Annotated in this window: 26 protein-coding genes; 13 read left to right on the top strand and 13 right to left on the bottom strand. The window is 55.8% G+C overall.

Annotated features, from left to right (window positions below):
* Positions 1 to 230: 230 nt before the first annotated feature.
* The 4 genes from WBY09_RS05160 (at position 231) to WBY09_RS05145 (ending at position 2,829) form a co-directional block, all read left to right on the top strand.
* On the top strand, positions 231 to 1,115 hold the full coding sequence (locus WBY09_RS05160; protein ID WP_336232145.1) for a choline sulfate utilization transcriptional regulator: 885 nt from the start codon (positions 231 to 233) through the stop codon (positions 1,113 to 1,115).
* Between the two features lie 95 nt (positions 1,116 to 1,210).
* On the top strand, positions 1,211 to 2,164 hold the full coding sequence (gene speB / locus WBY09_RS05155) for an agmatinase (RefSeq protein WP_336232144.1): 954 nt from the start codon (positions 1,211 to 1,213) through the stop codon (positions 2,162 to 2,164).
* 108 nt (positions 2,165 to 2,272) lie between these two features.
* On the top strand, positions 2,273 to 2,524 hold the full coding sequence (locus WBY09_RS05150) for an antitoxin (protein ID WP_336232143.1): 252 nt from the start codon (positions 2,273 to 2,275) through the stop codon (positions 2,522 to 2,524).
* On the top strand, positions 2,521 to 2,829 hold the full coding sequence (locus WBY09_RS05145; protein WP_336232142.1) for a type II toxin-antitoxin system RelE/ParE family toxin: 309 nt from the start codon (positions 2,521 to 2,523) through the stop codon (positions 2,827 to 2,829). Before WBY09_RS05150 ends, WBY09_RS05145 begins: the two co-directional genes overlap by 4 nt.
* 58 nt (positions 2,830 to 2,887) lie before the next feature.
* On the opposite strand, the gene hemF is transcribed toward WBY09_RS05145, so the two are convergent.
* Both hemF and WBY09_RS05135 read right to left on the bottom strand, forming a co-directional pair.
* The gene (hemF, locus tag WBY09_RS05140; RefSeq protein WP_336232141.1) at positions 2,888 to 3,766 is read right to left on the bottom strand and encodes an oxygen-dependent coproporphyrinogen oxidase; all 879 of its coding nucleotides are present in this window, start codon (positions 3,764 to 3,766) and stop codon (positions 2,888 to 2,890) included.
* 41 nt (positions 3,767 to 3,807) lie between these two features.
* Positions 3,808 to 4,296, bottom strand: coding sequence for a tRNA (cytidine(34)-2'-O)-methyltransferase (locus tag WBY09_RS05135; protein ID WP_336232140.1), 489 nt, complete (start codon positions 4,294 to 4,296; stop codon positions 3,808 to 3,810).
* 392 nt (positions 4,297 to 4,688) lie between these two features.
* Between WBY09_RS05135 and petA the strand changes: the two genes are divergently transcribed.
* Genes petA through WBY09_RS05120 form a run of 3 tightly spaced genes read left to right on the top strand, consistent with a single transcriptional unit; the run spans position 4,689 to position 7,289 of the window.
* A complete protein-coding gene (gene petA, locus WBY09_RS05130; protein ID WP_008889443.1) occupies positions 4,689 to 5,240 on the top strand; it encodes a ubiquinol-cytochrome c reductase iron-sulfur subunit in 552 nt (183 codons plus the stop codon).
* A gap of 11 nt (positions 5,241 to 5,251) precedes the next feature.
* A complete protein-coding gene (locus WBY09_RS05125; RefSeq protein ID WP_063088700.1) occupies positions 5,252 to 6,520 on the top strand; it encodes a cytochrome b in 1,269 nt (422 codons plus the stop codon).
* The gene (locus tag WBY09_RS05120) at positions 6,513 to 7,289 is read left to right on the top strand and encodes a cytochrome c1 (protein WP_336232139.1); all 777 of its coding nucleotides are present in this window, start codon (positions 6,513 to 6,515) and stop codon (positions 7,287 to 7,289) included. The genes WBY09_RS05125 and WBY09_RS05120 overlap by 8 nt, the downstream gene beginning before the upstream one ends.
* A gap of 99 nt (positions 7,290 to 7,388) precedes the next feature.
* Here the strand turns inward: WBY09_RS05120 and WBY09_RS05115 are convergent, their stop codons facing one another.
* Both WBY09_RS05115 and WBY09_RS05110 read right to left on the bottom strand, forming a co-directional pair.
* Positions 7,389 to 8,228: a substrate-binding periplasmic protein gene (locus tag WBY09_RS05115; protein WP_336232138.1), complete on the bottom strand. Its 840-nt coding sequence runs from the start codon at positions 8,226 to 8,228 to the stop codon at positions 7,389 to 7,391.
* A 76-nt stretch (positions 8,229 to 8,304) separates the two neighbouring features.
* Positions 8,305 to 9,135, bottom strand: coding sequence for a class I SAM-dependent methyltransferase (locus tag WBY09_RS05110; RefSeq protein WP_336232136.1), 831 nt, complete (start codon positions 9,133 to 9,135; stop codon positions 8,305 to 8,307).
* Positions 9,136 to 9,249: 114 nt separating this feature from the next.
* On the opposite strand from WBY09_RS05110, the gene gloB reads away from it, so the two are divergent.
* Positions 9,250 to 10,020 (top strand): hydroxyacylglutathione hydrolase, encoded by a 771-nt coding sequence (gene gloB, locus WBY09_RS05105; RefSeq protein ID WP_336232135.1) that lies wholly within the window; start codon positions 9,250 to 9,252, stop codon positions 10,018 to 10,020.
* Between the two features lie 12 nt (positions 10,021 to 10,032).
* On the opposite strand, the gene WBY09_RS05100 is transcribed toward gloB, so the two are convergent.
* Positions 10,033 to 11,280, bottom strand: coding sequence for an ROK family transcriptional regulator (locus WBY09_RS05100; protein ID WP_336232134.1), 1,248 nt, complete (start codon positions 11,278 to 11,280; stop codon positions 10,033 to 10,035).
* A 225-nt stretch (positions 11,281 to 11,505) separates the two neighbouring features.
* Between WBY09_RS05100 and WBY09_RS05095 the strand changes: the two genes are divergently transcribed.
* The 4 genes from WBY09_RS05095 (at position 11,506) to WBY09_RS05080 (ending at position 15,245) form a co-directional block, all read left to right on the top strand.
* On the top strand, positions 11,506 to 12,534 hold the full coding sequence (locus WBY09_RS05095; RefSeq protein ID WP_336232133.1) for a sugar ABC transporter substrate-binding protein: 1,029 nt from the start codon (positions 11,506 to 11,508) through the stop codon (positions 12,532 to 12,534).
* 173 nt (positions 12,535 to 12,707) lie between these two features.
* Positions 12,708 to 13,790 (top strand): ABC transporter permease, encoded by a 1,083-nt coding sequence (locus tag WBY09_RS05090; protein WP_063088694.1) that lies wholly within the window; start codon positions 12,708 to 12,710, stop codon positions 13,788 to 13,790.
* Positions 13,787 to 14,581: an ATP-binding cassette domain-containing protein gene (locus WBY09_RS05085; protein ID WP_064787394.1), complete on the top strand. Its 795-nt coding sequence runs from the start codon at positions 13,787 to 13,789 to the stop codon at positions 14,579 to 14,581. Before WBY09_RS05090 ends, WBY09_RS05085 begins: the two co-directional genes overlap by 4 nt.
* Before the next feature lie 34 nt (positions 14,582 to 14,615).
* Positions 14,616 to 15,245: a nucleoside triphosphate hydrolase gene (locus WBY09_RS05080; protein WP_336232132.1), complete on the top strand. Its 630-nt coding sequence runs from the start codon at positions 14,616 to 14,618 to the stop codon at positions 15,243 to 15,245.
* Between the two features lie 89 nt (positions 15,246 to 15,334).
* Here the strand turns inward: WBY09_RS05080 and phbB are convergent, their stop codons facing one another.
* The 6 genes from phbB to WBY09_RS05050 form a co-directional block, all read right to left on the bottom strand.
* Positions 15,335 to 16,057 (bottom strand): acetoacetyl-CoA reductase, encoded by a 723-nt coding sequence (gene phbB / locus WBY09_RS05075; RefSeq protein ID WP_336232131.1) that lies wholly within the window; start codon positions 16,055 to 16,057, stop codon positions 15,335 to 15,337.
* A 247-nt stretch (positions 16,058 to 16,304) separates the two neighbouring features.
* On the bottom strand, positions 16,305 to 17,477 hold the full coding sequence (locus WBY09_RS05070; protein WP_120224322.1) for an acetyl-CoA C-acetyltransferase: 1,173 nt from the start codon (positions 17,475 to 17,477) through the stop codon (positions 16,305 to 16,307).
* 312 nt (positions 17,478 to 17,789) lie between these two features.
* Positions 17,790 to 18,230, bottom strand: coding sequence for a DUF411 domain-containing protein (locus tag WBY09_RS05065; RefSeq protein ID WP_336232130.1), 441 nt, complete (start codon positions 18,228 to 18,230; stop codon positions 17,790 to 17,792).
* A gap of 41 nt (positions 18,231 to 18,271) precedes the next feature.
* On the bottom strand, positions 18,272 to 19,783 hold the full coding sequence (locus WBY09_RS05060) for a multicopper oxidase family protein (RefSeq protein ID WP_197145855.1): 1,512 nt from the start codon (positions 19,781 to 19,783) through the stop codon (positions 18,272 to 18,274).
* 131 nt (positions 19,784 to 19,914) lie between these two features.
* Positions 19,915 to 20,145, bottom strand: coding sequence for a hypothetical protein (locus WBY09_RS05055; protein ID WP_147419458.1), 231 nt, complete (start codon positions 20,143 to 20,145; stop codon positions 19,915 to 19,917).
* A gap of 186 nt (positions 20,146 to 20,331) precedes the next feature.
* Positions 20,332 to 20,793, bottom strand: coding sequence for an Lrp/AsnC family transcriptional regulator (locus WBY09_RS05050; protein ID WP_197145857.1), 462 nt, complete (start codon positions 20,791 to 20,793; stop codon positions 20,332 to 20,334).
* Positions 20,794 to 20,966: 173 nt separating this feature from the next.
* Here WBY09_RS05050 and WBY09_RS05045 point away from each other — a divergent pair, with 173 nt between their 5' ends.
* A complete protein-coding gene (locus WBY09_RS05045) occupies positions 20,967 to 21,941 on the top strand; it encodes a nucleoside recognition domain-containing protein (protein WP_197145859.1) in 975 nt (324 codons plus the stop codon).
* A gap of 110 nt (positions 21,942 to 22,051) precedes the next feature.
* On the opposite strand, the gene WBY09_RS05040 is transcribed toward WBY09_RS05045, so the two are convergent.
* Positions 22,052 to 23,173 carry a DegT/DnrJ/EryC1/StrS family aminotransferase gene (locus tag WBY09_RS05040; RefSeq protein ID WP_197145861.1) on the bottom strand — a complete coding sequence of 374 codons (1,122 nt, stop codon included), beginning with the start codon at positions 23,171 to 23,173 and terminating at the stop codon, positions 22,052 to 22,054.
* Positions 23,170 to 23,778 (bottom strand): acyltransferase, encoded by a 609-nt coding sequence (locus WBY09_RS05035; protein WP_064779731.1) that lies wholly within the window; start codon positions 23,776 to 23,778, stop codon positions 23,170 to 23,172. The genes WBY09_RS05040 and WBY09_RS05035 overlap by 4 nt, the downstream gene beginning before the upstream one ends.
* Position 23,779: the final 1 nt, after the last annotated feature.

The following is a 23,779-nucleotide window of genomic DNA, read 5'->3' as shown; positions in this document are numbered from 1 at the left end:
CAGGGTGCAATCCGCCGATCACCGAGATGGCAGCATTGACGACAAAAGCACCCCTGGGTCGTTTGGTGCGAGACAAAGCAAGCGCAAAACTCCTGCCCCTTTCCGGGTGTCTTTTATCGGGTCTTGTCGTTAATCCGCTTGACCTTGATCGCGTGACCGACATTAAATCCATAAATCAACTTTCAAAGAAACCCGGTGTTTTTTAATCACTTCCATAAAGAATTTTTATAATGCAAAGACCCCTCGACATTGGCTGGCTGAGAATTTTTGAAGCGGTCGGGCGGCTTGGCAGCCTGACACGGGCCGCCAATGAGCTGGGCTTGAGCCAGCCTGCGGTGACCTATCAGATCAAGCGGGTCGAGGATCAGTTGGGCGTTTCATTGCTGCATCGATCCCAAGGCGGCAGTCGATTGACAGATGCGGGCGAAATCCTGTTTGAGGCGGTGAAAACCAGTGTCGAGAGCATCGACAAGGCAACGCGGGATACACGACGCACCACACAGGATCATGCGGTGCGGATCTTTACCGATTTCGGCTTTGCCGCCTTCTGGCTGATGCCACGCGTGACCGATTTCCGCCGCCTGCATCCCGAGGCCGAAGTCCATATTATCGCATCCCAGGGTCTTGATGATGCGATGGCGCGCGAAACCGATGCCGCCATGCTGTTCGGGGCGGCGGACGATTTCCCCGATACCGCACAGCTTCTGATCCCGGAAAGGGTGGTGCCGGTTTGCACACCGGGCTTTCTTGAACGCTATGGTCCGTTTGACGATCCGGCCAAGTTTGCCCGTGCCCCGCTTTTGCATCTCGAAGTCGCCGGAAAGTCACGCTGGCTGACGTGGGAAAGCTGGCTTGCCGATCACGGGATTACCCGCAAACCGGCCCAGGGCGATCTTGGGCTTAATACCTATGGCTTTGTCATTCAGGCTGCCCTTGCCGAACAGGGGGTGGCACTGGGCTGGCGCGGATTGGTGGATCATCACCTGGAACAGGGCAGCCTCGTTGCGGTTGGTCGCGAAGTGGCGCGCGCCGATCGCGGATACTGGGTGGTGCCGGGTGCATCTGTCAGCAATACCACCACCACGCTGCTTGATTGGTTGATCAACGAGACCTGATTGCCGCCAAGCACCTCAATTGTTTTTCTGTATCGCAGGCGGTCCGTCCCCTAGAGTAATGGTTTGCGCGCACCACTTTCGACAGGGGATTTTTCATGTCTGAGCATGGCTATAACAGCGGGCGGTTGAACCTGCCCTTTGTGGGGATTTCGACCTTTTCCAAAAGCCCCTATGTCGAGAACTGGGATGCGATTGATGCCGATGTTGCCATCCTTGGCGCGCCGTTTGATTTCGGCACCCAGTGGCGGTCCGGTGCGCGGTTTGGGCCGCGTGGCATTCGAGAGGCATCGACACTTTTCGCCTTTGGCCATGCCGGGGCCTATGACCATGAAGATGACGTGACCTATCTTGAAGGGGTCCGGATGGTCGATATTGGCGATGCTGATATCATTCACACTGACACGATCAACAGCCACGCCAATATCGAGTTTGGCGTGCGCAAGATTTTGGCAGCAAACGCCCTGCCCGTGATTCTGGGCGGCGATCATTCGATCAACATTCCCTGCATCAATGCCTTTTCCGATCAGGAACCGGTGCATGTGGTGCAGTTTGACGCCCATCTCGATTTCGTTGATGAACGCCACGGGGTGCGCAATGGCCATGGCAACCCGATGCGCCGGGCAATTGAAAAGCCGTGGGTCACGGGCATGACCCAACTTGGCATTCGCAATGTGTCCTCCACCGCCAAGGAGGGCTATGACTATGCCCGCGCGCGAGGGTCCGACATCCTGTCCGTACGCCAAGTTCGCAAGCTTGGCGTCGAAGGCGTTCTGGAACGCATTCCGGCCGGGAAGCGGTATTACCTGACGATTGATATTGACGGGTTTGATCCGTCGATTGCGCCGGGTACCGGCACGCCCAGCCATGGCGGGTTCCTGTATTATGACGTGCTGGAAATCATCGCAGGCCTTGCCAAGCGCGGCGATATCGTTGGCATTGATCTGGTCGAAGTCGCGCCGGATTACGACCACACCGGGACAACCGCCATTCTGGCCGCCCAAATATTGCTTAATGCCATCGGGCGGATTTTTGCTGCGCGTGGCAAATAATGGCAGACACCGCAGGAAAAACATCCATTTAATGAACAGGATCAGGCCATAGCAACAAACCCACATATGTGGTAATGTGGGTTTGTACATTTGTTGGGAGATTGCCCTATGAGCCGCTTGACGATCGACATCACCGACCAGCAGCATCAAAGCCTGAAGGCGACGGCCGCCTTGCAGGGCAAGACCATCAAGCAATACGCGCTCGAACGGCTATTCCCGGACGATGCCAATGCCGACAAGGCATGGATGGAGCTGAAAACCTTACTCGAAAGCCGCATCGAAGATGGGGTTGCGGGGAACGTTTCGTCCAAAAATATCTCTGAAATTCTTGAGGAAGAGCTGAGCGAGAAACCTGCGTGAGGGGGTATACCCTTAGCGCAGAGGCAGAAGCCGATCTGCGCGGGATCATTCGATATACCAACAAGGAGTGGGGCCCAGCACAAGTGCGGCGCTATGTCGCCACGCTGGAAAAGGGCATTGATGATCTTGTCGCCGGGCGTGGTTCATTCCACGACATGAGCGAACTTTTCCCGAACCTTCGGATGGTGCGCTGCGCGCAACATTACGTCTTTTGTCTTCCGCGCGAAAATGCGCCCGCACTGGTCGTGGCGATTTTCCATGAGCGCATGGACCTTATGACGCGATTGGCCGATAGAATTCGATAGCGCGGTCGAAGCAAGCAACACGAGATCCCCGCCTGCGCGGGGATGACGGCGTAAGGCGTTACGGCCAGTTTGCTTCGGGCGGGAGCGACATCAGGATGGCTTCGGTGTTGCCGCCGGTCATCAGGCCAAAGCGCGTGCCGCGATCATGGAGCAGGTTGAACTCGACATAACGGCCGCGCTTGATCAGTTGGGCGCGGCGTTCGTCATCGGTCCAGGGCTTGTTGTAGTGGCGCTTGACCAGTTCGGGATAGATATCGCGGAAAGCACGCCCGACATCCTGGGTGAAGGCGAAATCGGCATCCCAGTCGGCATCCAGATAATCATAGAAAATCCCGCCAACGCCGCGCGGCTCATTCCGGTGTGGCAGCCAGAAATATTCATCGCACCACTTTTTGAACCGGTCGTAATAGTCATCGCCATGGGCATCGCAGGCGGATTTAAGCGCCCCATGGAAATCAGCGGTGTCTTTTTCCTGCGGGAAAACCGGGGTCAGATCGGCACCACCGCCAAACCATGCCTTGGTGGTGACGATGTGGCGCGTGTTCATGTGCACGGCCGGAACATGGGGCGAGCATGGATGGGCGACCAGTGAAATGCCCGCCGCCCAGAAGTTGGGGTTTTCATCGGCACCCGGGATTTCCTTGCGAAATTTTTCGGAAAATTCGCCATGCACGACCGAGATATTGACCCCGACCTTTTCAAACACCCGGCCCTTCATGACCGACATTTCGCCGCCGCCTTCATTTTCGCCGCGCTCCCATACGGTGCGTTCGAAACGTCCCGGTGCACGATCAGAAAGCGGTCCTTCGTAGCTGTCTTCAAGCGCCTCGTAACTGGCGCAAATGTCATCACGCAATTGGCGGAACCAGTCCCGGGCGATCTGTTTGCGTTTGGCAATCACGGCATCGTCGACCTTATGGTCGGTGCTCGTTTTCATTGCCTGTTTTGCAGAACTCTTAGCGTCCGTCATTGCGTTACTCACTTGGTTCTTTCACTCGGTCGGCTTGCAGGAAAGCCGTCGGTCTGTCGGAGCGCTTCGCCCAATGTCATTGCGGTTGCCATGGCGACATTTAGCGAGCGCATTTGCGGCTTCATGGGAATGACGACGCGGGCATCGACATAGTCATGGACGCTATCGGGTACCCCTTTGCTTTCGGAACCCAGCATCAGGATATCATCGGCGCGAAATTCAAAATCGCAATAGGGTTCGGCCCCCTTGGTCGTCAGCAACACCAGACGCCCTGGCACGGTTCCGTCCTGGCGGGCTTCGACAAAGGCGCGCCAGTCGGCATGGCGTATATAATCGGCCTTTTCGAGATAATCCATCCCGGCGCGCTTAAGCGCACCGGACGTCAGAAGAAAGCCGCACGGCTCGATGATATCGACCGGCAGACCAAAACAGGCCGCCATGCGCAGGATGGTGCCGGTGTTTTGCGGGATGTCGGGTTCGAATAAACAAATTCTCATGGCTTCTTTTAGAATCGTTGGTGAACAAATGTCGAATCAGTTCATCAGCGACATATAATTACCCGTTAACGCCGCTATTAGACTTTTTTGGAATATGAAGAACTAAAGCCACAAGTCCTTGGCGCACAAAGGGCGCGATACCCGCAATTACGCTATGTTTTACCGAATTGTGCAGCGCAAAACCCAATGATCTTGTTGAATGCAAACAATTTGCAACTCCAAGTTCTCCTTAACAAACCGAATTTTTGTTAGTATACGGACCGTCAAACAGGCCTAAGGGCTTTTAGCGGCAAGATTGTTTGATTTTCATCAATGGAATGTAAACATGAATGCCCTAAGTCTTGGTTTGGCATTCCGCATGCCTGTTTTGGGGGCAGAAAGAGGGATTAATTATGTCGCAAACGGTGCATTCCTCCGGCGAACACCAGCCGGACGAGAACCGCAGGGATTTCCTGACCTTGGCGACCACAGCAGTTGGCGCCGTCGGCGTTGGTTGCGCGTTGTTGCCGTTCGTGGACAGCATGAACCCGTCCAAGGACGTTCTCGCACTTGCCTCGGTTGAGGTTAATCTGGCCAACATCCCGGTTGGTCAGGCAATTAAGGTCATGTGGCGAGGCAAACCTGTCTTCATCCGCCATCGTACCGAACGCGAAATCAATGAGGCCGAAGACGTCGCATTGAACGAACTCGTCGATCCGCAGACCGACGATGCGCGTGTCGAAAAGAAAGAGTGGCTGGTCGTCGTCGGCGTCTGCACCCATCTGGGCTGCATTCCGATGGGCACAGCCACAGGCGAAACCCGTGGTGACTATGATGGCTGGTACTGCCCATGCCATGGCTCGCACTATGATACGTCGGGCCGTATCCGCCGCGGCCCCGCGCCGTTGAACCTTGTCGTTCCGGAATATGAATTCCTGACCGACACGTCGGTCCGGATCGGGTAAGGAGCAGGTTTATGAGCGCACCTCAGTGGAACAACAAAGTGGTCAAGTGGGTTGACGACCGTCTTCCGGTCATCTCCATGTTGCACCACTCTGCATACGAATATCCGACCCCGAAAAACCTGTCCTATATGTGGAACTTCGGTTCCCTGGCTGGTTTTGTTCTGGTGACGATGATCCTCACCGGTATTTTCCTGGTGATGAACTACACCCCCCATACCGATATGGCCTTTGAGTCGGTCGAGCGCATCATGCGTGATGTGAACTATGGCTGGCTGATCCGCTATATCCATATGAACGGCGCATCGATGTTCTTCATCGTTGTGTTCATTCACATTTTCCGTGGCCTGTATTACGGGTCATACAAAGCACCGCGCGAGATGTTGTGGTGGATCGGTATCCTGATCCTGCTTGCGATGATGGCAACCGCGTTCATGGGCTATGTCCTGCCGTGGGGCCAGATGTCCTTCTGGGGTGCAACGGTTATTACCAACCTGTTCTCTGCCTTCCCGATCATCGGTGATCCGCTGGTGACCTGGCTTTGGGGTGGTTTCTCGGTTGATAACCCGACGCTGAACCGGTTCTTCTCGCTGCACTATCTGATGCCGTTCGTCATTCTGGGCCTTGTTGTCCTGCATGTCTGGGCACTGCATACCGTGCGCTCGAACAACCCGACCGGTGTTGAGATCAAGACCCCGGCTGATGCCATTCCGTTCCATCCGTACTACACGATCAAGGATCTGTACGGCATGGGCGTGTTCCTGATCTTCTTCTCGGTGTTTGTGTTCTTTGCACCTGACTTCCTGGGCCACCCGGATAACTACATCCCGGCGAACCCGCTGGTCACACCGCCGCACATCGTGCCGGAATGGTACTTCCTGCCGTTCTATGCGATCCTGCGTTCGATCGACTTCACCATCTTTGGCATCCCGGCAAAACTGCTTGGCGTGCTGGCGATGTTTGCCTCGATCGTGATCCTGTTCGTTATTCCGTGGCTTGATACCTCCAAGGTGCGCAGCTCGAAATTCCGTCCGGTTTACAAATGGTTCTTCTGGCTGTTTGTGATCGACACCTTCATCCTCGGCTATTGCGGGGCGAAGGCGCCGGATGACTACTTCCTGGGTATTCCGGGTCTGAAAGTCATCGTGATGGGTCAGCTTTCGACGCTGTATTACTTCGCACACTTCCTTGTGGTCATGCCGTTGGTTGGAAAAATGGAACGAACCAAGCCGCTTCCTGCAAGCATCAGCGAATCTGTTTTGAAGGAGGGTGCAAATGCGTAAGTTCGCACTGACCGCAATTGCTGCCGCCTTCGCGGTAACCGCATTCACTGGTGGTGCAGCCAAGGCTGCCGGCGACGCGCCGGTGCCCGAGGCACAGGATTGGAGCTGGCAGGGTCTGTTTGGAACGTATGACCGTGCCCAGCTGCAGCGTGGCTTCCAGGTCTACAAGAACATCTGTGCCGGCTGTCACAGCCTGCGCTTCATTGCCTTCCGTAACCTTGAAGGCATTGGGTTCAACGAAGACCAGATCAAGGCGATTGCAGCCGAGTATGACATCGAAGACGGTCCGAATGACGATGGTGACATGTTCACCCGTCCGGGTCTTGCTTCGGATTACTTCCCGTCTCCGTTCCCGAACGAAAAGGCGGCGGCCGCATCAAACGGCGGCGCCATTCCGCCGGATCTTTCGCTGATGACCAAAGCCCGTGTGGGTGGCCCGGACTATGTGTTCGGCCTTCTGACCGGCTATGAGGAAGAAGCACCAGAGGGCTTCGACCTTGCAGACGGAAAGTATTACAACCACTACTTCCCGGGTCATCAGATCTCCATGGCACCGCCGCTTTATGATGAAGCGGTCGAGTACACGGATGGCACCCCGATGACCATGGAACAGCATGCACGTGATGTGACGGCCTTCCTGAACTGGACGGCACAGCCGGAACTTGAAGCCCGCAAGGCGCTTGGGATGAAAGTGATCCTGTTCCTGCTGGTTCTGACGGCAATGCTGTATGCGGTCAAACGCAAGATCTGGCGCGACGTCGAACACTAAGACGTCCTGATCTGCCCGATATTGAAACAGGCCACCGACATTCGGTGGCCTGTTTTTTTGTGTGCTGCTCAAACACGCGGAAGCCTATTGCGGGCGATATCAATAAGAGAAATAGGAAACAACCAGCCGGTCGATCTCGCCGCTTGCGAGCATGTCACTGAGCACGCGATCTAGGGCGCCGGCAAACTGGTCGCGATAGGGCCATTTGCCCTCCGGGTCCGGGCCATAGGCAACGTAGCCAAATTCGTACCCGATGATCGCGGCCTCGTTAAACAGGCGGGCGACTGCCTTGTCGACGGCCAGTTCGCGCATCCCGGCCAGAATGGCCATGCGTTCATTGACATAACAATCAACGCGACCGGCCATCAGGAAACGCAGGTTGCTTGCGGTGGTGTTGGCTTCTTCAAGGGTAATGTCGCCCGCCTCGACCATGTCAAAGAATTCAGGCCCGGCCAGACGATAGCCAGCATTATTGGCAAAACGCGCCCCTTTGAAATCATCGGGGAAGCGCTTCAGATCGTTGCTTTGTGCGTAATCCTTGCTGCAGATTGCCACGACGGTTTCGCGCAGGATCGGGATGGAATAGCGTTCGATCCAGTCGCGATCCCCGCGCGCGTAAGGCGGAAAGAACCCCATGATCTTGCCATCCTTAAGCAGCTCCATCCCGCGGCGAAACGGCACATTGACAATATCGAGCTGATAGCCCGGCAGACGATCAAATGCTTCCTGCAGGATGCGGACATAAATGCCTTCGGGGCTCACCCCATCGAGAAACGCATAGGGTGCGTTGCTGTCTTCGGCGTACAGCGTGATGGTGCGGGGCACGTTGCTGTTTTGCACCGGCTCTGCGACGGCGTGCAATGGCAGAAGCAGCGCACCGCCAAACAGCGCGCGTCCGGTAAACCTGACTGTGTTTCGCAAAACAGATTTCAATGACATGATGTTATTATGCAGGCAATCATGGCGTGCCTGTCAATTATCATCATGTAACAAAACCTGCCGTGATTTTGCGGACTTACTGGTCTGAGGTTGAGGCCTGTGTTGGTTTGTCTTCGTCCGACGGGCTGTTTTGACACTCATCGGTCTCGCCGTGCGACACAAGGTGTTGTTGATTGCCATCGGCCGGGCGCAGCGGCGGGACCGTCACCGGGATATGCACCAGACGGCGTTTGCGCTGTGGCGTGCCGGAGCTGGCGTAAAGCTGTTTACCGGCTTCGACAATCGAAACACCGGCAAAGGCCTTGAACAGCCGCGATCCGATATTTTCGAACACCTGCGACCAGCGCAGCAAAAGCCGCATGTTGGTCGGCGGCATGAAAAGTGCGCGGCTGTGCTGGATCGGTAGGAACATGTTTTCACGCAGCAGGTTTTGCAGCTGTGAGACGCTATGGGGATGGCCATAGCCAAAAGGCGTTTTTTCCGACCATGACCAGAGCGAGCTTCGGTTGGGTGTTACCACGACAATCCGGCCATTAGGCGTCAGCACGCGCCAGCATTCGCGCATCAGGCGACGCATCGAGTCCGTATGTTCGACCAGATGCACGACCAAAATGCGATCCACCGAACTGTCAGGCAGCGGCAACATGGTTTCTTCGGTCAGCGCCACACGGTTGTCTTCGCCCGCTGGCCAATGAACGCAGCCCTGCTGGGCTGGCATGAAGGCCATGACACGCTCCGCCTCGCCAATAAACGGGCGCAAATAGGGCGTGGCATAGCCAAAACCAAGGACGCGCATGCCCCGGACATCCGACCACATGACGCGCAAACGCCTGCGGATCAGACGCCGGGCGGCTTGCCCGATACTGCTGGCATAAAAACGGTGAAGATCAACGACATCCTGACGCATGCGATCAGCCTATCATCCCCGGTCCGGCACGGGAATGTTTTTGCGTGATTGTTTCAAGACAGTGGTTGCTGCTAGTCTTGGTTCAAATCGGAATTCATAGTTTTGAGGTACGCCATGGCTGCGGGCGAAGTGATCGTTATTCCCTGTCTTTCAGACAATTACACCTATCTTGTGCGCTGCCACCGCAGCGAAGTCACCGCCATCGTTGATCCGGGCGAAGCGGCCCCTGTGATTGCCGCCCTTGAAGAGCGTGACTGGAACCTTGATCTGGTGATCAACACCCATCACCACCACGACCATATCGGCGGCAATGCTGAATTGATCGAGAAATACGGTGCGAAATTGCTGGGCCCGACGGCCGAAACCGCACGTATTCCCGACATGGATGAAACCTGTGCCGAGGGTGATCAGGTTCTGATTGGCGATCTGGAAGGACGGGTGTTTGATGTGCCGGGCCACACCAGCGGGCATATCGCGTTTTACTTCCCGGCGATCACCGCGCTGTTTTCCGGCGACAGCCTGTTTGCACTTGGCTGTGGCCGCCTGTTTGAAGGTACACCCGAACAGATGTGGCATTCCTTGCAGAAATTCCGGGGCCTTCCGGCGAGCACACAAGTCTATTGCGGCCATGAATATACCCAGGCCAATGCGAAATTCGCCAAAACGATCGAGCCCGACAACGCCATCCTGATCGCACGGTGCCAGGATATTGACGGGCTTCGCGCACGCAACCTTCCGACCATTCCATCGCGTCTGGATGTCGAGCTTGCGACCAATCCGTTCCTGCGCGCCGATGAGCCGTCGGTCGCCGCGGCACTGGGGATGAGTGGCGAAAGCCCGGTTGCGATCTTTACCGAGATCCGCAAACGCAAAGACAATTTCTAAGCTGATGTTGGATCAGGCCATCTGTTTGAACAAAACGTTCTGATCAAGCAGATAGCGCGAGAACAAGGGCAGACTTGCCGCACCGATGGCGCGTGCGGCACTGCCCACCCGCCCCTGTTCGATGCGGGGGCGTTCGATGCCTTGCAGATCGAGCTCGGAAATCGCGGCACGGGTTGCGGCAACCACCCGTTCACAGACATCGGCCGGGAAGCCGCCATCGACAATGACGGCTTCGAAATCAATCACCGAGCAGACCGAGGTGATGGCAATCGCCAGACTGCGCGCGGTGTGTTCGATCCAGATATCAAGCGTCTTGCCAAGACCATGCCAGTAATCGGGATCGCGCCACAGCATCGCCGGATCGCCGCCTTCGCGGGTCAGCATCTGTTCAAGCACAAAGATCGAGGCCTGATCAATCAACTGGCTGGGATGGCCGCTGCGCGAGGAGACCGGCATGGAGCCAAAGGCGCCTGCATTGCCCGTCCGCCCGGCATAAAGCGCCTGATTAAGAACAACCCCGCCGCCAATAAACGACCCAATAAAGAAATAGGCGAAATCGGAATAGTTCGGACCAAGGCCAAAGACAAGCTCCGCCCCGCAGGCGGCAGTCGCGTCATTTTGCTGAAAAACCGGGAACGGCACGATGGCGGCGATTGCGTCGACCAGATCAACCTCGCGCCAGGCATTCATGTCTTCGACCGGGGCGCCGACCTCATCGACCCAGTTCCAAAGCTCAAACGGGGCAGCGATACCGACCCCGGCAATACGGTCAATCTGGTTGCGATCAAGGCCGGTCAGGATGTCATCGACCGCGTCACGAACGAACCGGCGAATGCCATCGGGGGTGGGATATTTATACGCTTCGCGTTTGGTTGCCCGCACCGATCCGACGAAATCCATCAGGATCAATTCCGTGCTGCGCCGCCCGATCTTGAGCCCAAAGGAATAAACCCCGTCGGGATTAAGCGCCATGGGTACTTTTGGCTTGCCAACATTGCCGCGCACCGGTGTGCCGCGCATCAAAAGCCCATCCTTTTCAAGGGCGCGCATGATGACGGAAACGGTTTGGGCCGACAGCCCGGAAAGCCTTGCAATTTCGGCCTTTGAAAGACCGGCGTTACGGCGCACGAGCGACAAAACAAGCCGTTCGTTATAGGCGCGCACGCGCAACTGGTTTGCGCCCCCGCCCGGATGCAAGGGACGCGCGTTGCGATCATCCGCCCCGATATTGTCCGGGTTCGCAGAGATGCTGTCAGTCATATATTCCTCCCACTCGGGCATTAGGTAACCTGAGTATCGACCAGAGTGACAGGAATAATTAATAAATCAATCGGATTTATTAATTGACAGGATCGCCGGTTTGGTGTGTCGTAAGGCCATACAGATTGAAGACCCGCGACAAAAATGTGCGTCACGATCTGTTGGAAAACAGCAAAATCAGGCCAAAATGGCCAAATATTCAGGTTCAGTCCTGGGAGGAAACAAATGAAGAAAGCACTTCTTGGCGCCGCCCTTGGTGCGCTTGCACTGGGTATGACTGCGGCTCCGAACGCCGCAAAAGCCGACGAAATCGGCGCCTGCCTGATCACCAAAACCGACATCAACCCGTTCTTCGTGAAAATGAAGGAAGGTGCATCTGCCAAGGCCGAAGAACTTGGCATCAATCTGTCGACCTATGCCGGCAAGATTGATGGCGACCATGAAACACAGGTTCAGGCCATCGAATCGTGCATTGCATCAGGTGCAAAGGGCATCCTTCTGACCGCATCCGACACCAAGGCAATTGTACCGGTCGTGAAAAAAGCACGCGACGCTGGCTTGATCGTGATCGCACTCGACACGCCGCTTGAGCCGATTGATGCGGCCGATGCAACCTTTGCCACCGACAACTTCAAGGCCGGTGAACTGATCGGTCAGTGGGCCGCGGCCAAGCTTGGTGACAAGGCGGCGGACGCCAAGATCGCCCTGCTTGACCTGACGCCGAGTGCGCCGTCGGTTGATGTGCTGCGCGATCAGGGCTTCCTGAAAGGTTTCGGGATCGACATCAAGGACCCCAACAAGATCGGGGACGAGGATGACGACCGGATCGTTGGCCATGACGTGACCAACGGCAACGAAGAAGGCGGCCGTACTGCGATGGAAAACCTGATGCAGCGCGATTCCGAGATTAATGTGGTTTACACCATCAACGAACCGGCCGCTGCCGGTGCCTATGAGGCACTGAAATCGTTCGGCATGGAAGACGGCGTTCTGATCGTGTCGGTCGATGGCGGTTGCCCGGGTGTTGCCAACGTCAAGGATGGCGTGATTGGTGCAACCTCGCAGCAGTATCCGTTGCTGATGGCGTCCAAGGGTATCGAAGCGATCAAGGCATGGGCTGATAGCGGTGAAAAGCCGCAGAACAGCCAGGGCCTTAACTTCTATAACACGGGTGTCAACCTTGTGACCGATCAGCCGGTTGACGGCGTTCCGTCGATTGACGTTGCCGAGGGCATGGATCGCTGCTGGGGTTAATCCGGGGTTTATCCTGACCTGCTTCGAAGGAGGGCAGCATTATCCCCTGCCCTCCTTGTCCCACTTTGCTTTACACTTGGTATGTCATCCGAACCCGCCACAAGAGCCGGGAGGAAGACAGCGAACGGATCAGGGATGCCTGATCCTGTTTTCGACCAGGTCCGGAGGAAACGATGAGCGAGACACCCAAATCGTCGCGCCAGAAACAGGAATTCGAGCACGCGCTTGAGTCCAGCGACCGCAACGTCGCGCAATTCGAACATAAACACCGCAGTCTTTTCGGCAACGTGCAGCATTTTTTGCATGGCAACCCGACCATGGTGCCGGTGATTGTTCTGATATTTTCGATCATCATTTTCGGCTTTGTCGCCGGCAGTAAATTCTTTTCGCCCTTTAACCTGTCGCTGATCATGCAGCAGGTATCGATCATCGGCATTCTCGCCGCGGCGCAAAGCCTTGTGATCCTGACCGCCGGTATCGATCTTTCGGTCGGTGCGATCATGGTTCTGATGTCGGTCATTATGGGCCAGCTTGCCGTCACCATCGGCATTCCAGCCCCGATTGCCATTATCATTGGCTGTATCGGCGGGATCTGTGCCGGGGGGCTGAACGGGTTCCTGGTGACCCGGATCAAGTTGCCGCCGTTTATCGTGACGCTCGGTACCTGGAATATTTTCTTTGCGCTTAACCTTTGGCTTTCGGGCGCACAATCAATCCGCAGCCAGACACTTGATGAAATCGCCCCGCTTTTGAAGTTCTTTGGCGAAAGCATCGCGCTTGGCGGGGCTCGGATCACCTATGGGTCGATCCTGATGCTCGTGATCTTTGCGGTGCTTTGGTACATCCTGAACCACACCAGTTGGGGGCGGCATGTTTATGCCATCGGCGATGACAAGGAAGCGGCCGAACTTTCGGGCATTCGCACCAACCGCACCCTGATTACGGTTTATTGCCTTGCGGGCCTTGTTTGTGCGATTGGCGCCTGGGCATCGATCGGACGTGTTGGATCGGTTTCGCCACAGAGTTTTCAGGAAGCCAACCTGCAATCGATTACGGCTGTTGTCATCGGGGGTATCTCGCTTTTTGGTGGGCGCGGATCGATCATTGGCCCGTTGATCGGGGCGTTGATTGTTGGCGTGTTTAATTCCGGCCTTCGCCTTGCGGGGGTGGATGTTCTTTGGCAGGTCTTTGCCATCGGCTGGCTGACCATTATTGCTGTCGCCATTGACCAGTGGATCAGAAAGGTGTCGTCATGAGCAACACTTCCCAATCTGTGCAACCTGTTCTGAAGGCACGCGGCATCGTCAAACGATATGGACGTGTCACCGCCCTTAACTATGCCGATTTTGATCTTTATCCCGGCGAGGTTCTTGCCGTGATCGGCGATAACGGGGCGGGCAAATCATCCTTGATCAAGGCGCTTTCGGGGGCTGTCACCATTGATGAAGGCAGTATCGAGCTTGATGGCAAGCCGATCCAGTTCACATCGCCGATGGAGGCCCGCGAAGCCGGAATTGAAACGGTGTATCAGAACCTTGCACTTTCGCCGGCACTTTCGATTGCTGACAACATGTTCATGGGCCGCGAGCTTCGCAAGAAGGGCATCATGGGCAAGTATTTCGGGGCGCTGGACCATAAGGAAATGCAGCGTCTGGCGCGTGAGAAGCTGACCGATCTTGGTCTGATGACCATTCAGAACATCAATCAGGCGGTTGAAACCCTTTCAGGTGGGCAGCGCCAGGGGGTTGCGGTTGCCCGTGCGGCGGCATTCGGATCGCGCGTGGTGATCATGGATGAACCGACTGCGGCATTGGGCGTTAAGGAAAGCCGTCGCGTGCTTGATTTGATTGCCGATGTGAAGGCGCGCGGCATGCCGATTGTGCTGATTTCGCATAACATGCCGCATGTATTCGAGGTCGCCGATCGCATCCATGTGCATCGCTTGGGCAAACGTCTTTGCACCATCAAACCCGATGATTACAGCATGTCAGACGCGGTTGCCTTCATGACCGGGGCCAAGGAGCCACCGGCAGAAGACGCCGCATAAAACATCGCACCCCGGATATGAGAACCATAGTTTCATGACACCTGATCTCGACGCGTTGGCAGACGCCATTCGCGCCAAGCACACCGACAAGGGCCGCATTCTTGTTGCCATTGTCGGCGCACCAGCCTCGGGCAAGTCAACCTTGTCCGACCGGCTTTATCACCATCTGGGGGGTGATAAAGCCGGGGCTGCTGTGGTGCCAATGGACGGGTTTCACTTCGACAATGGCATTCTGGAAGACCGCGGCCTTCTGGCCCGCAAGGGCGCGCCGGAAACCTTTGATGTTGGCGGGCTCAAGCGCACCTTGATGGCCCTGCGTGACACGCCAAACGATGACGTTTACGTCCCGTTGTTTGATCGCACACTTGAAATATCGCGTGGCTCAGCCCGGATGATTACGCCTGATCACAAGACCATTCTGGTCGAGGGCAATTACCTGCTTCTCGATCAATCCCCGTGGAACCAACTTCACGGCCTATTTGATCTGTCGATCTATCTTGATGTGCCGGAAGACACACTGCGTGCCCGGTTGATCGCGCGTTGGCGCAGCTTTGGCTTTGACGACGCCACCGCCACCCACAAAGCCACCAGCAACGATCTTCCCAATGCGCAGACCGTGATACGCGGGACCGGCATTGCCGATATTCGCGTGCGCCCTTCCTGATCCATCACGGTACATGTCTAAAAGAAAACGCCCCGCATTCCTGCAGGGCGCTTTGCTTGATCGGTGATGCTTGCCGGATCAGCACAGCATCAGAACATATGCTGACCGCCATTGATTGACAGACAGGAGCCGGTGATGAAGCCGGAATTCGGGCCGCAGAGATAGAGGATCGCCTGAGCGATTTCGTCTGCTTCGCCCAATCGTCCAACCGGGATTTTGGAAATGATGCCTTCAAGGACCTTTTCCGGAACGGCGGCCACCATGTCGGTATTGATATAGCCCGGTGCGATGGTGTTGACCGTAATGCCTTTACGCGCGACTTCCTGAGCGAGTGCCTTGGTAAAGCCGTGCACGCCTGCCTTGGCGGCGGAGTAGTTGGTCTGGCCCAACTGACCGGCCTGCCCGTTGATAGAGGAAATATTGACGACACGGCCAAAGCCGCGTGCACGCATGCCTTCAAGGACCGGTTTGGTCATGTAAAAGAGCGAGCTCAGGTTGGTGTCGATCACCGCGTTCCAGTGCTCGGTCTCCATCTTGTGCATGAAACCGTCACGGGTGATGCCGGCATTGTTGATCAGAATATCAATCGGGCCGACTTCGGCTTCGACCTTGGCGATGCCCGCGGCACACGCATCGGCGTCCGCGACGCTCCATTTATAGGTCGCAATGCCGGTTTCCTCAGAGAAGGCCTTGGCGGCCTCGTCATTGCCAGCATAGTTCGCCACAACGGTGTAGCCCGCGTCCTTGAGTGACAGACTGATTGCCCTGCCGATTCCGCGTGTTCCACCGGTTACCAGTGCTGTTTTTGTCATGGTCGCCTCCCTAAACTTCGTTCATCAAACGTGTCATCATCGCGAATTCCGTAGCTTGCCCTTCTACGACTTGCGTAACTTTAATCCATAAATTGCGTTATATACGTAACTTTATTACTTCTCCATCCTCGAATTCTACAAAAGCGCTTAGTCTTTCGTCGCACTGCAGCAAATTCTGCATCAATGCAAACGGGGCATCCCCATCAAGAGGACGCCCCGCATATGTTATTTTCCGGCAAAAGGTCGCTTAGCGTTCAACGCAAAGCGCAACCCCCATACCGCCACCAATGCAGAGCGTCGCCAGACCTTTTTTGGCATCGCGTTTCTGCATTTCGTGCAGCAATGTGGTGAACACACGGGCGCCGGATGCGCCGATCGGATGGCCAAGTGCAATCGCACCGCCATTGACGTTGACCTTGTCGGTATCCCAGCCCATGTCGCGGTTAACCGCAATCGCCTGGGCGGCAAAGGCTTCGTTGGCTTCGATCAGGTCAAGGTCGGCTGCCGACCAGCCTGCCTTTTCAAGCGCCTTTTTCGAAGCCGGGATCGGGCCGGACCCCATGATCGCCGGATCAACACCCGCCGTCGCCCAGCTTTTGATCGTCGCAAGCGGGGTCAGGCCACGCTTGGATGCCTCAGCCGCCGACATGACGACAAGGGCGGCCGCCCCGTCATTGATGCCCGATGCGTTACCAGCCGTCACTGTGCCTTCCTTATCGAAGGCCGGGCGGAGTTTGGCCATGCCGTCGACGGTGGCACCGTGACGCGGATATTCATCGGCATCAAAGATGGTTTCACCCTTGCGATGCGCGATGGTCACAGGCGCGATTTCATCATTGAAGCGACCGGCTTTCTGGGCGGCCTCAGCCTTGTTCTGCGAGGCGGCGGCGAATTCATCCTGCTCTTCGCGCGAGATGCCCCATTTCTTGGCAATGTTTTCAGCGGTGTTGCCCATGTGATAGCCGTTGAACGCACACCACAGGCCGTCCTTGATCATGCTGTCGATGAATTTTACATCGCCCATTTTGTGCCCGGCGCGCAGATGCGCAACATGGGTTGAAAGCGACATGTTTTCCTGACCACCGGCGACGACGATGTTGGCATCCCCCGTCATGATCTGCTGGGCAGCAAGGGCAACCGTGCGCAGGCCCGAACCGCAAACCTGGTTGATCAGAAACGCGGTTGTACGATCAGAAATGCCTGCACCGATGGCGGCCTGGCGTGCCGGGTTCTGACCCTGACCACCTGTCAGGACCTGACCAAGGATCACTTCGTCAACAGCATCGCCTTCGACACCTGCGCGTTCGAGTGCAGCCTTGATGGCAATAGCACCCAGATCATGCGCCGGTGTATTGGCCAGCGTGCCACTGAATGCGCCGATTGGTGTCCGTGCGGCACCCACAATTACGACGTCGGTCATGAGATCCTCCGATTAATCCTGATTACGTTTCCAAAGATCGGGCGAAGGTCGTTACGAGCCTTGCTCAGATCCTGCCTCAATCTTACCGCGCCGCAGCAAATTTCCAAGCGCTGATACCTACCACTTTCGGGTCAGTCGAATATGTACAACTTGCAAGCGAGGAGCTCCAAAGGACTCCCAGCAGGCGATACATAGAGTGTGTGCCTATAGCGGCGAGATCGCAAGCCCTGTGCGCAACTTTAAGGGCAATGTCACGCATAATTTCGACTTATAAGGCCCGGCCCCATTACCGGAGCCGGGCCTTACAGGCGGTTAGCGGACGTCGTAGATCTCGGCGGTGTTGTCCTTGATCTGATAGACTTCGAACGGGGCATTCTTGACCCCACCCATACCGGGGGAGCCCATCGGCATGCCCGGCAGGGTATATGCCTTGGCCTCTGGGCGTTCTGTTAAAATGCGGTCGATGGTTTCAAACGGGACATGACCGGAAATGGCATAGCCTTCGATCATGGTCAGGTGGCAGCCCTGCATTTCTTCGGGAATTCCCATCATGCGTGACATCTGAACAACCTGATCGCTTTCGATCACTTCGACTTCATAGTCCCGCGCAACAAGATAATCGGCATAGATCGCACAGCAGCCGCAATTGGGATCCTTGTAGACTTTTGCCTGCAAGGGATTGGCGTGGCTGTGGCCGGACAAACTCATCGTTGCCAGGCCAAGGGTCAGCATAAATGCAAAGAAACGTTTCATGGTTTTGATCCTGTCGTTTTTCGATTGCAGCTTTGCGGCGGTCAGGCGGTCCGGATGAAGCCGGACATGCCGCCGAATTTGTGTTCGAGAATGTGACAATGAAGCATCCAGTCGCCGGGATTGTCGGCAACAAAGGCGATTTCGGCCTGTTCTGCCGGGGCAAGAAGGACGGTATCCTGCCATTCCTGATAGCGAGTTGGTTGCCCGTCGCGTGAAAGCACCCGGAAGGCATGACCATGCAAGTGGATCGGGTGATACCAGGCCGTGGCATTGGTGACGGTCACGACACAGCTTTCCCCGCGGCCGAGTGAAAATAGCGGGCCGAGATCATCGCGTTCGGGATCGCGGCCATTGACCATCCAGATGCCACCGCCGGTCATCATCCCCATCATCGATTGCGCCATGCCGCGCACTTCACCAAGGAAGCCGGCATCAATTTTGGCGGTTTCAACAAGATGACGCAGCACACCACCGCCCATCATGCCGCCAGTATAAAGCAGCTGTTCGCGCCGGGCATTTTGCAGATCAGGTTCGGGCAACGGGTTATCGGGCAAGGTCATGCTGGTTTGCGCAACGTCGCCACGCACCGGATCCCCCGCGACCCGGAGGTTTGCCAACGGGTTTTCAAGCCCGTCATAAAAACGGTCGATCAGGGAAAACTGGCCACTGGCATCAGGCGGGACATCAACAATAAAATCAGCCCGCATGCCGGGTGCAAACAAAAAGACCGGCAGGTCTGGCACATGCGGTGTGACCGGATGACCATCAAGGGCAATCAAATGCGGAGACAAACCTGCAAAATCGATGGCAAAGACACGCGCATTGGCCGTGTTGATCATGCGCACCCTGATCCGTTCGCCGGGGCGTACCGAAATATCGGGATTTGCCACACCATTGATGGTGACAAGCCCGCCCAGACGCCCGGCATGACCAACATCATGCCCGGCGTTAAACACCGGATCGATTTCGCCATCTTCCCCAAGACGCCAGTCATCGATCAGCCAGACAAATTCCCGATCGACGCTGACCGGTTCGGCCTCCTCGACGATCAGGGCACCATAGAGGCCACGGGCAAGCTGGGTCGGTGAATTGATATGCGGATGATACCAATAGGTTCCGGCATCCCGGGCGTTAAAGCGGTAATCGAATGTGTCGCCTGGGGCGACCGGCTTTTGGGTCAGGCCCGGTACCCCATCCATGGCATTGGGAACACGTACCCCGTGCCAGTGGATGCTGCTTGGCTCCGCAAGCTGATTTTCAAAGCGGACATGGACGTCTTCGCCCTGTTTGACGCGCAGAAGCGAGCCCGGCACCGTGCCGTTAAATGCCCATACCGGTGTTGGCACAGCACCCCCGGGAAGAAGGCGGGCAGTGGCGGGTGCGGCGGTCACTTGCTGGACGCCCCCTGTCTCGGCGGCGTGGGCCATGCCGCGCCCGATGCCCGGAATCATGGCTGGCAAACCGGCAGACAGGGCCGCGGCGGTGACGCCACCGGCACCCAGCGATTGCAAGAAACGGCGCCGTGACGGGCGCAAAGTGGAAAGGTTCTTCATGAGGATGACTTTCCTGACAGATGACAGTTTCCCGGCATTGCACATGCCGGAATGGTTGGCGCGCAGCACCGTTATTGGGGCGCGCGCACTTGGCCGGTCTGTGGGGCAATGCCGCCAAGTACCGGGTCGGGTCAGGAAAGAAGGCGTGGCGGGGCGATTTCCGGGCGTTGCGTAATGCCAGCGGCGCGATGGGCCACGGGCAGGATATGAAGCTGTTTGACCGAAAGGAGGTTTGCCAGCGGTTCCTTACGCGCAATCACGGCCGGGACAGCACAGATGATATCGCAGGCATCGGCCACCTGTGGCGAGGCCGCGCAATCATCGCAATCGGCCATCATCTGTTCCATGGTTCCATGAGACATGCTGGCCCCTGCGATCGGCATTGCCGAGGCGGAAGCAGATATATGTGTCATGCCCGCGACCGAGGCGCTCAGCAAACACAGTGTCATGAAGATATGGAGCAGCTTGTTCATAAGCCAAAAACTATCGCGAACCGGTGGGCGCGTCCATGATCTTGATCATATCGACCACTGACATTCACATGAAAGCTAGATCGCCGGTCCGAATTCATCCTTCAGCGTTTCGGTGATGATATAGGTGCGGTACCAGACGATGTTGTCGTCGGCATCAAAAAGCGTTTCGCAAAGGGCGGTATATTCCGCCATGTCACGCATCTGCAAAATCATCACCCCGGTGACTTCGCCGGTGACGACATGGCATTGGCGTACGGCATCAAGTTTGCGGACCTTGCGGATGAAGTCTGGGCGGAACTGATTGCCGTGACGATGGAATTCAAGATTGATCACCGCCCCCAGCGGACGTCCGACCTGTGCCGGGTCGATCACCGCGACGGTTTTGCGGATCACACCTGATTGACGCAGCTTGGCCACGCGCCGCAAACAGGCCGACGGCGACAAGCCGATCCGGTCAGCCAATTCCGCATTGGGGATATCGGCGTTTTCCTGCAACTGGCGCAGGATTTTGGTATCGATCTGATCCAGTTCGGGCATATCACGCAACTCCACCGCGCCAATCAGCTTAATAACGCTTCCATATTGCACGAAGATGCGCAAATACGCTGCACAAAAATCAAAAACCCGTGGCATGATCGCGGCCTTGAACGACCTTACATGCGCCTACCACCAGCATTAAAACCCTCAATACCTAACCGGATTGCCGCCCCATGCATCGCTATGCCTTTGACCTGATCAACCGCAGCCAGAAACTGTTCATCACCCTGATCAAGGTGATGTTGCCCGTGATGGTGGTTGTCCGCATTGCCGAGGAATTCGGGGCGGTTGAACTGGTATCCAATTGGCTGGCACCGGTGATGGCGCTGATCGGACTGCCGCCGGAGGCCGGGCTGATCTGGGCGACCTGCGTTTTGGTCAGCATGTATGGCGCGGTCGGTGCGTTTGTCGGGCTGGCAGCACACCTTGATATGACCGCCGCACAGCTGAGTGCGCTGTGTGCGATGATGCTGTTTGCCCACGGCCTGCCGGTCGAACAGGCGATTGTCAAACGGGCCGGGGCAAGTTTTTGGGCGACCACCGCCCTTCGCGTCGGTGCCGCAATCGGATATGCCGCACTGGTGACCTGGGTGAGTGATATCACCGGATGGCTTTCCGAGCCGGTTGATTTTTCCTGGATGGCGGGGAGTGAAACCACGACTGCCGCCAGTGGACTGGCCGGTTGGATCGACTGGTCGATCCAAATGTTCAAATCGCTTCTGGTGACCTTTGGCGTGATTGTCGGATTGCTGATCCTGCTTGATCTGCTCGAGAAAACCGGGGTCACGGCGCGCATCACACAGGCGATGATGCCGGTCCTGCGTATATCGGGCATTTCACGCGACGTAGCACCGGTAACCACCATTGGTGTGCTACTTGGCATTACCTATGGCGGGGCGCTGATCATTGATGAGGCGCGCAAGAACAACTATCCGCCAAGGACGCTTTTCCTATCACTCAGCTGGTTGTCGCTGTCGCATTCCCTGATCGAGGATACGGCGATCATGCTGGCGCTTGGGGCCGATATCTGGGTGGTTCTGGTCGGGCGGGTGATCCTGACCCTGATCATCATCGCCCTTCTGGCGCGCCTGACCCTGCGCTGGGCGCCGGAGCGCGCCCAACTTGCCACGGAGAGCTCAGTTAAATGAGTTCTACAGAACTTAGATTTCAGGGCGCATAAAGACGAAGCACCACCCAACTTGTTGCTACCAAGGGACAAACCCAAATCGATTTGTCGCGAAGTTAGTACCCAGGGTATTTATTGGGTTATGGCATCAATAACGTGCTCTATAATCTGCTGCTGGGTCTTTTCAGGCATGTATGCGTGCATCGGCAAGCTGAGTACTTGGCTAGCGAGTTTTTCTGACACGGTTACGCCGCTAGAGACTACAGGGTAATGCATGTATGCGTTTTGCTGATTCAGTGGTTTTGGGTAGTAAACAGCAGTAGGAACCCCTACCTCTTTAAGCTTGGACTGAACCTCGTCTCTTCGCTCTAATTTGATGGTATATTGCGCCCAATTTGAAATTGCACCTTCTATCAAAGAAGGCGTTTCAGCAAATTCTTCAAGACTTTTACTGTATCTTTTCGCTATTTCGTTCCGCGAACTCAGCTCATCTTCGAATACTTTGAGTTTCTCAAGAAGAATAGCAGCTTGGATCGTATCAAGGCGGCTGTTTAAACCGATATTAACATTATCGTACTTTTCACCCCCCTTACCATGCTGCATTAATGATCTGATAAGTGTAGCCTTGCCATCCAAGTCTGTTAATATCGCACCACCATCGCCGTAGCACCCCAACGGTTTGGCCGGGAAGAAACTCAACGTAGTGTAATCGGCCAAAGTACCTACCCTTTTGCCGTATAACGATGCGCCGAATGCTTGCGCTGCGTCAGCAACTAGTATCAGACCATGTTCTTCTGAAACGTCTTTTATTGAGTTGTAGTCAGCCGGTTGACCAAACAAATCAACAGCGACCACCATCTTAGGTTTTAGGCCAGCCAATTTTGAGTCAGCAATTCCCTGTTTCAGGCTCTCCACTGACAAGTTGAACGTGATAGGGTCAACATCTATCAGATATGGAGTTGCACCGAGAACGCTGAATGCTTCAGCAGTAGCGACAAATGTAAATGCTGGAACAAATACAGCATCTCCGGCGCCCAAGCCCTCGGCCATACCGACTAAAGTGAGCGCATCAGTGCCATTACCACATGTCAAGGAGTGAACTGCACCGGTAAAAAGGGAAAGAGCTTCTTCGAACTCTTGAACCTCCTTTCCCTGAATGAAATCTCCACGTTCTAGCACACGCTTAATAGCTTCATCTAGAAGCGGCCCCAAAGCTTTTCTTTGGGCCTGCAAATCAATAAAAGGAATACTCATTCTGGTTTGCCGCCTACAAATTCCAGCGTCCCACAATCGTTTAACTGATACTGAGAGCCATCATGTGGGCATACGAGGTCTTTATCTAGCTTCATACCGGCACGACTAACCCAACCAACACGTTTGGCTGGAACTCCAACCATCAGCGCATAGTCAGGAACGTCCGTTGCTACAACGGATCCTGCAGCGACGAAACAATACTCACCTAAAGTATGACCGCATACGATTGTAGCATTTGCGCCGATGCTCGCACCTCGCTTGACTAAGGTCGAGCGAAACTCATCCTTGCGCTCGATATTAGCCCTTGGATTATTCACATTTGTAAATACACATGAAGGACCACAAAAAACGTCGTCCTCCAGCGTCACGCCCTTATAGACACTAACATTGTTCTGGATTTTAACCTGATTACCGATGGTTACATCCGGGCCAACAACAACATTCTGACCTAAAACGCAGTTTTCACCAATTACCGTATTCTGCAAAACGTGCGAGAAATGCCAGATTTTGGTTCCCTTGCCAATTCTAACAGGCATGTCCACATAGGCACTTTCATGAACTGTCACCGAGGCAAAATTTGGGGCACGAGATCGAGAATCTTCCATA

This window comes from Thalassospira sp. CH_XMU1458, from assembly GCF_037027205.1.
Classification (GTDB): Bacteria; Pseudomonadota; Alphaproteobacteria; order Rhodospirillales; family Thalassospiraceae; genus Thalassospira; species Thalassospira tepidiphila.
The sequence above is the reverse complement of the archived record's forward strand: the minus strand, read 5'-3'. Positions and strand labels throughout refer to the sequence as shown.

Bases quoted from the DNA above. Each gene is read 5' to 3' on its own strand.
- WBY09_RS05120 (WP_336232139.1), top strand. From the start codon at position 6,513: ATGCGTAAGTTCGCACTGACCGCAATTGCTGCCGCCTTCGCGGTAACC.
- WBY09_RS05100 (WP_336232134.1), bottom strand. From the start codon at position 11,280: ATGACTGACAGCATCTCTGCGAACCCGGACAATATCGGGGCGGATGAT.
- WBY09_RS05055 (WP_147419458.1), bottom strand. From the start codon at position 20,145: ATGTCTCATGGAACCATGGAACAGATGATGGCCGATTGCGATGATTGC.
- WBY09_RS05040 (WP_197145861.1), bottom strand. From the start codon at position 23,173: ATGAGTATTCCTTTTATTGATTTGCAGGCCCAAAGAAAAGCTTTGGGG.
- hemF (WP_336232141.1), bottom strand. From the start codon at position 3,766: ATGAAAACGAGCACCGACCATAAGGTCGACGATGCCGTGATTGCCAAA.
- WBY09_RS05085 (WP_064787394.1), top strand. From the start codon at position 13,787: ATGAGCAACACTTCCCAATCTGTGCAACCTGTTCTGAAGGCACGCGGC.
- gloB (WP_336232135.1), top strand. From the start codon at position 9,250: ATGGCTGCGGGCGAAGTGATCGTTATTCCCTGTCTTTCAGACAATTAC.
- WBY09_RS05150 (WP_336232143.1), top strand. From the start codon at position 2,273: ATGAGCCGCTTGACGATCGACATCACCGACCAGCAGCATCAAAGCCTG.
- WBY09_RS05080 (WP_336232132.1), top strand. From the start codon at position 14,616: ATGACACCTGATCTCGACGCGTTGGCAGACGCCATTCGCGCCAAGCAC.
- WBY09_RS05045 (WP_197145859.1), top strand. From the start codon at position 20,967: ATGCATCGCTATGCCTTTGACCTGATCAACCGCAGCCAGAAACTGTTC.
- WBY09_RS05095 (WP_336232133.1), top strand. From the start codon at position 11,506: ATGAAGAAAGCACTTCTTGGCGCCGCCCTTGGTGCGCTTGCACTGGGT.
- WBY09_RS05160 (WP_336232145.1), top strand. From the start codon at position 231: ATGCAAAGACCCCTCGACATTGGCTGGCTGAGAATTTTTGAAGCGGTC.
- WBY09_RS05115 (WP_336232138.1), bottom strand. From the start codon at position 8,228: ATGTCATTGAAATCTGTTTTGCGAAACACAGTCAGGTTTACCGGACGC.
- speB (WP_336232144.1), top strand. From the start codon at position 1,211: ATGTCTGAGCATGGCTATAACAGCGGGCGGTTGAACCTGCCCTTTGTG.
- petA (WP_008889443.1), top strand. From the start codon at position 4,689: ATGTCGCAAACGGTGCATTCCTCCGGCGAACACCAGCCGGACGAGAAC.
- WBY09_RS05125 (WP_063088700.1), top strand. From the start codon at position 5,252: ATGAGCGCACCTCAGTGGAACAACAAAGTGGTCAAGTGGGTTGACGAC.
- WBY09_RS05090 (WP_063088694.1), top strand. From the start codon at position 12,708: ATGAGCGAGACACCCAAATCGTCGCGCCAGAAACAGGAATTCGAGCAC.
- WBY09_RS05060 (WP_197145855.1), bottom strand. From the start codon at position 19,783: ATGAAGAACCTTTCCACTTTGCGCCCGTCACGGCGCCGTTTCTTGCAA.
- WBY09_RS05050 (WP_197145857.1), bottom strand. From the start codon at position 20,793: ATGCCCGAACTGGATCAGATCGATACCAAAATCCTGCGCCAGTTGCAG.
- WBY09_RS05070 (WP_120224322.1), bottom strand. From the start codon at position 17,477: ATGACCGACGTCGTAATTGTGGGTGCCGCACGGACACCAATCGGCGCA.
- WBY09_RS05035 (WP_064779731.1), bottom strand. From the start codon at position 23,778: ATGGAAGATTCTCGATCTCGTGCCCCAAATTTTGCCTCGGTGACAGTT.
- phbB (WP_336232131.1), bottom strand. From the start codon at position 16,057: ATGACAAAAACAGCACTGGTAACCGGTGGAACACGCGGAATCGGCAGG.
- WBY09_RS05065 (WP_336232130.1), bottom strand. From the start codon at position 18,230: ATGAAACGTTTCTTTGCATTTATGCTGACCCTTGGCCTGGCAACGATG.
- WBY09_RS05135 (WP_336232140.1), bottom strand. From the start codon at position 4,296: ATGAGAATTTGTTTATTCGAACCCGACATCCCGCAAAACACCGGCACC.
- WBY09_RS05110 (WP_336232136.1), bottom strand. From the start codon at position 9,135: ATGCGTCAGGATGTCGTTGATCTTCACCGTTTTTATGCCAGCAGTATC.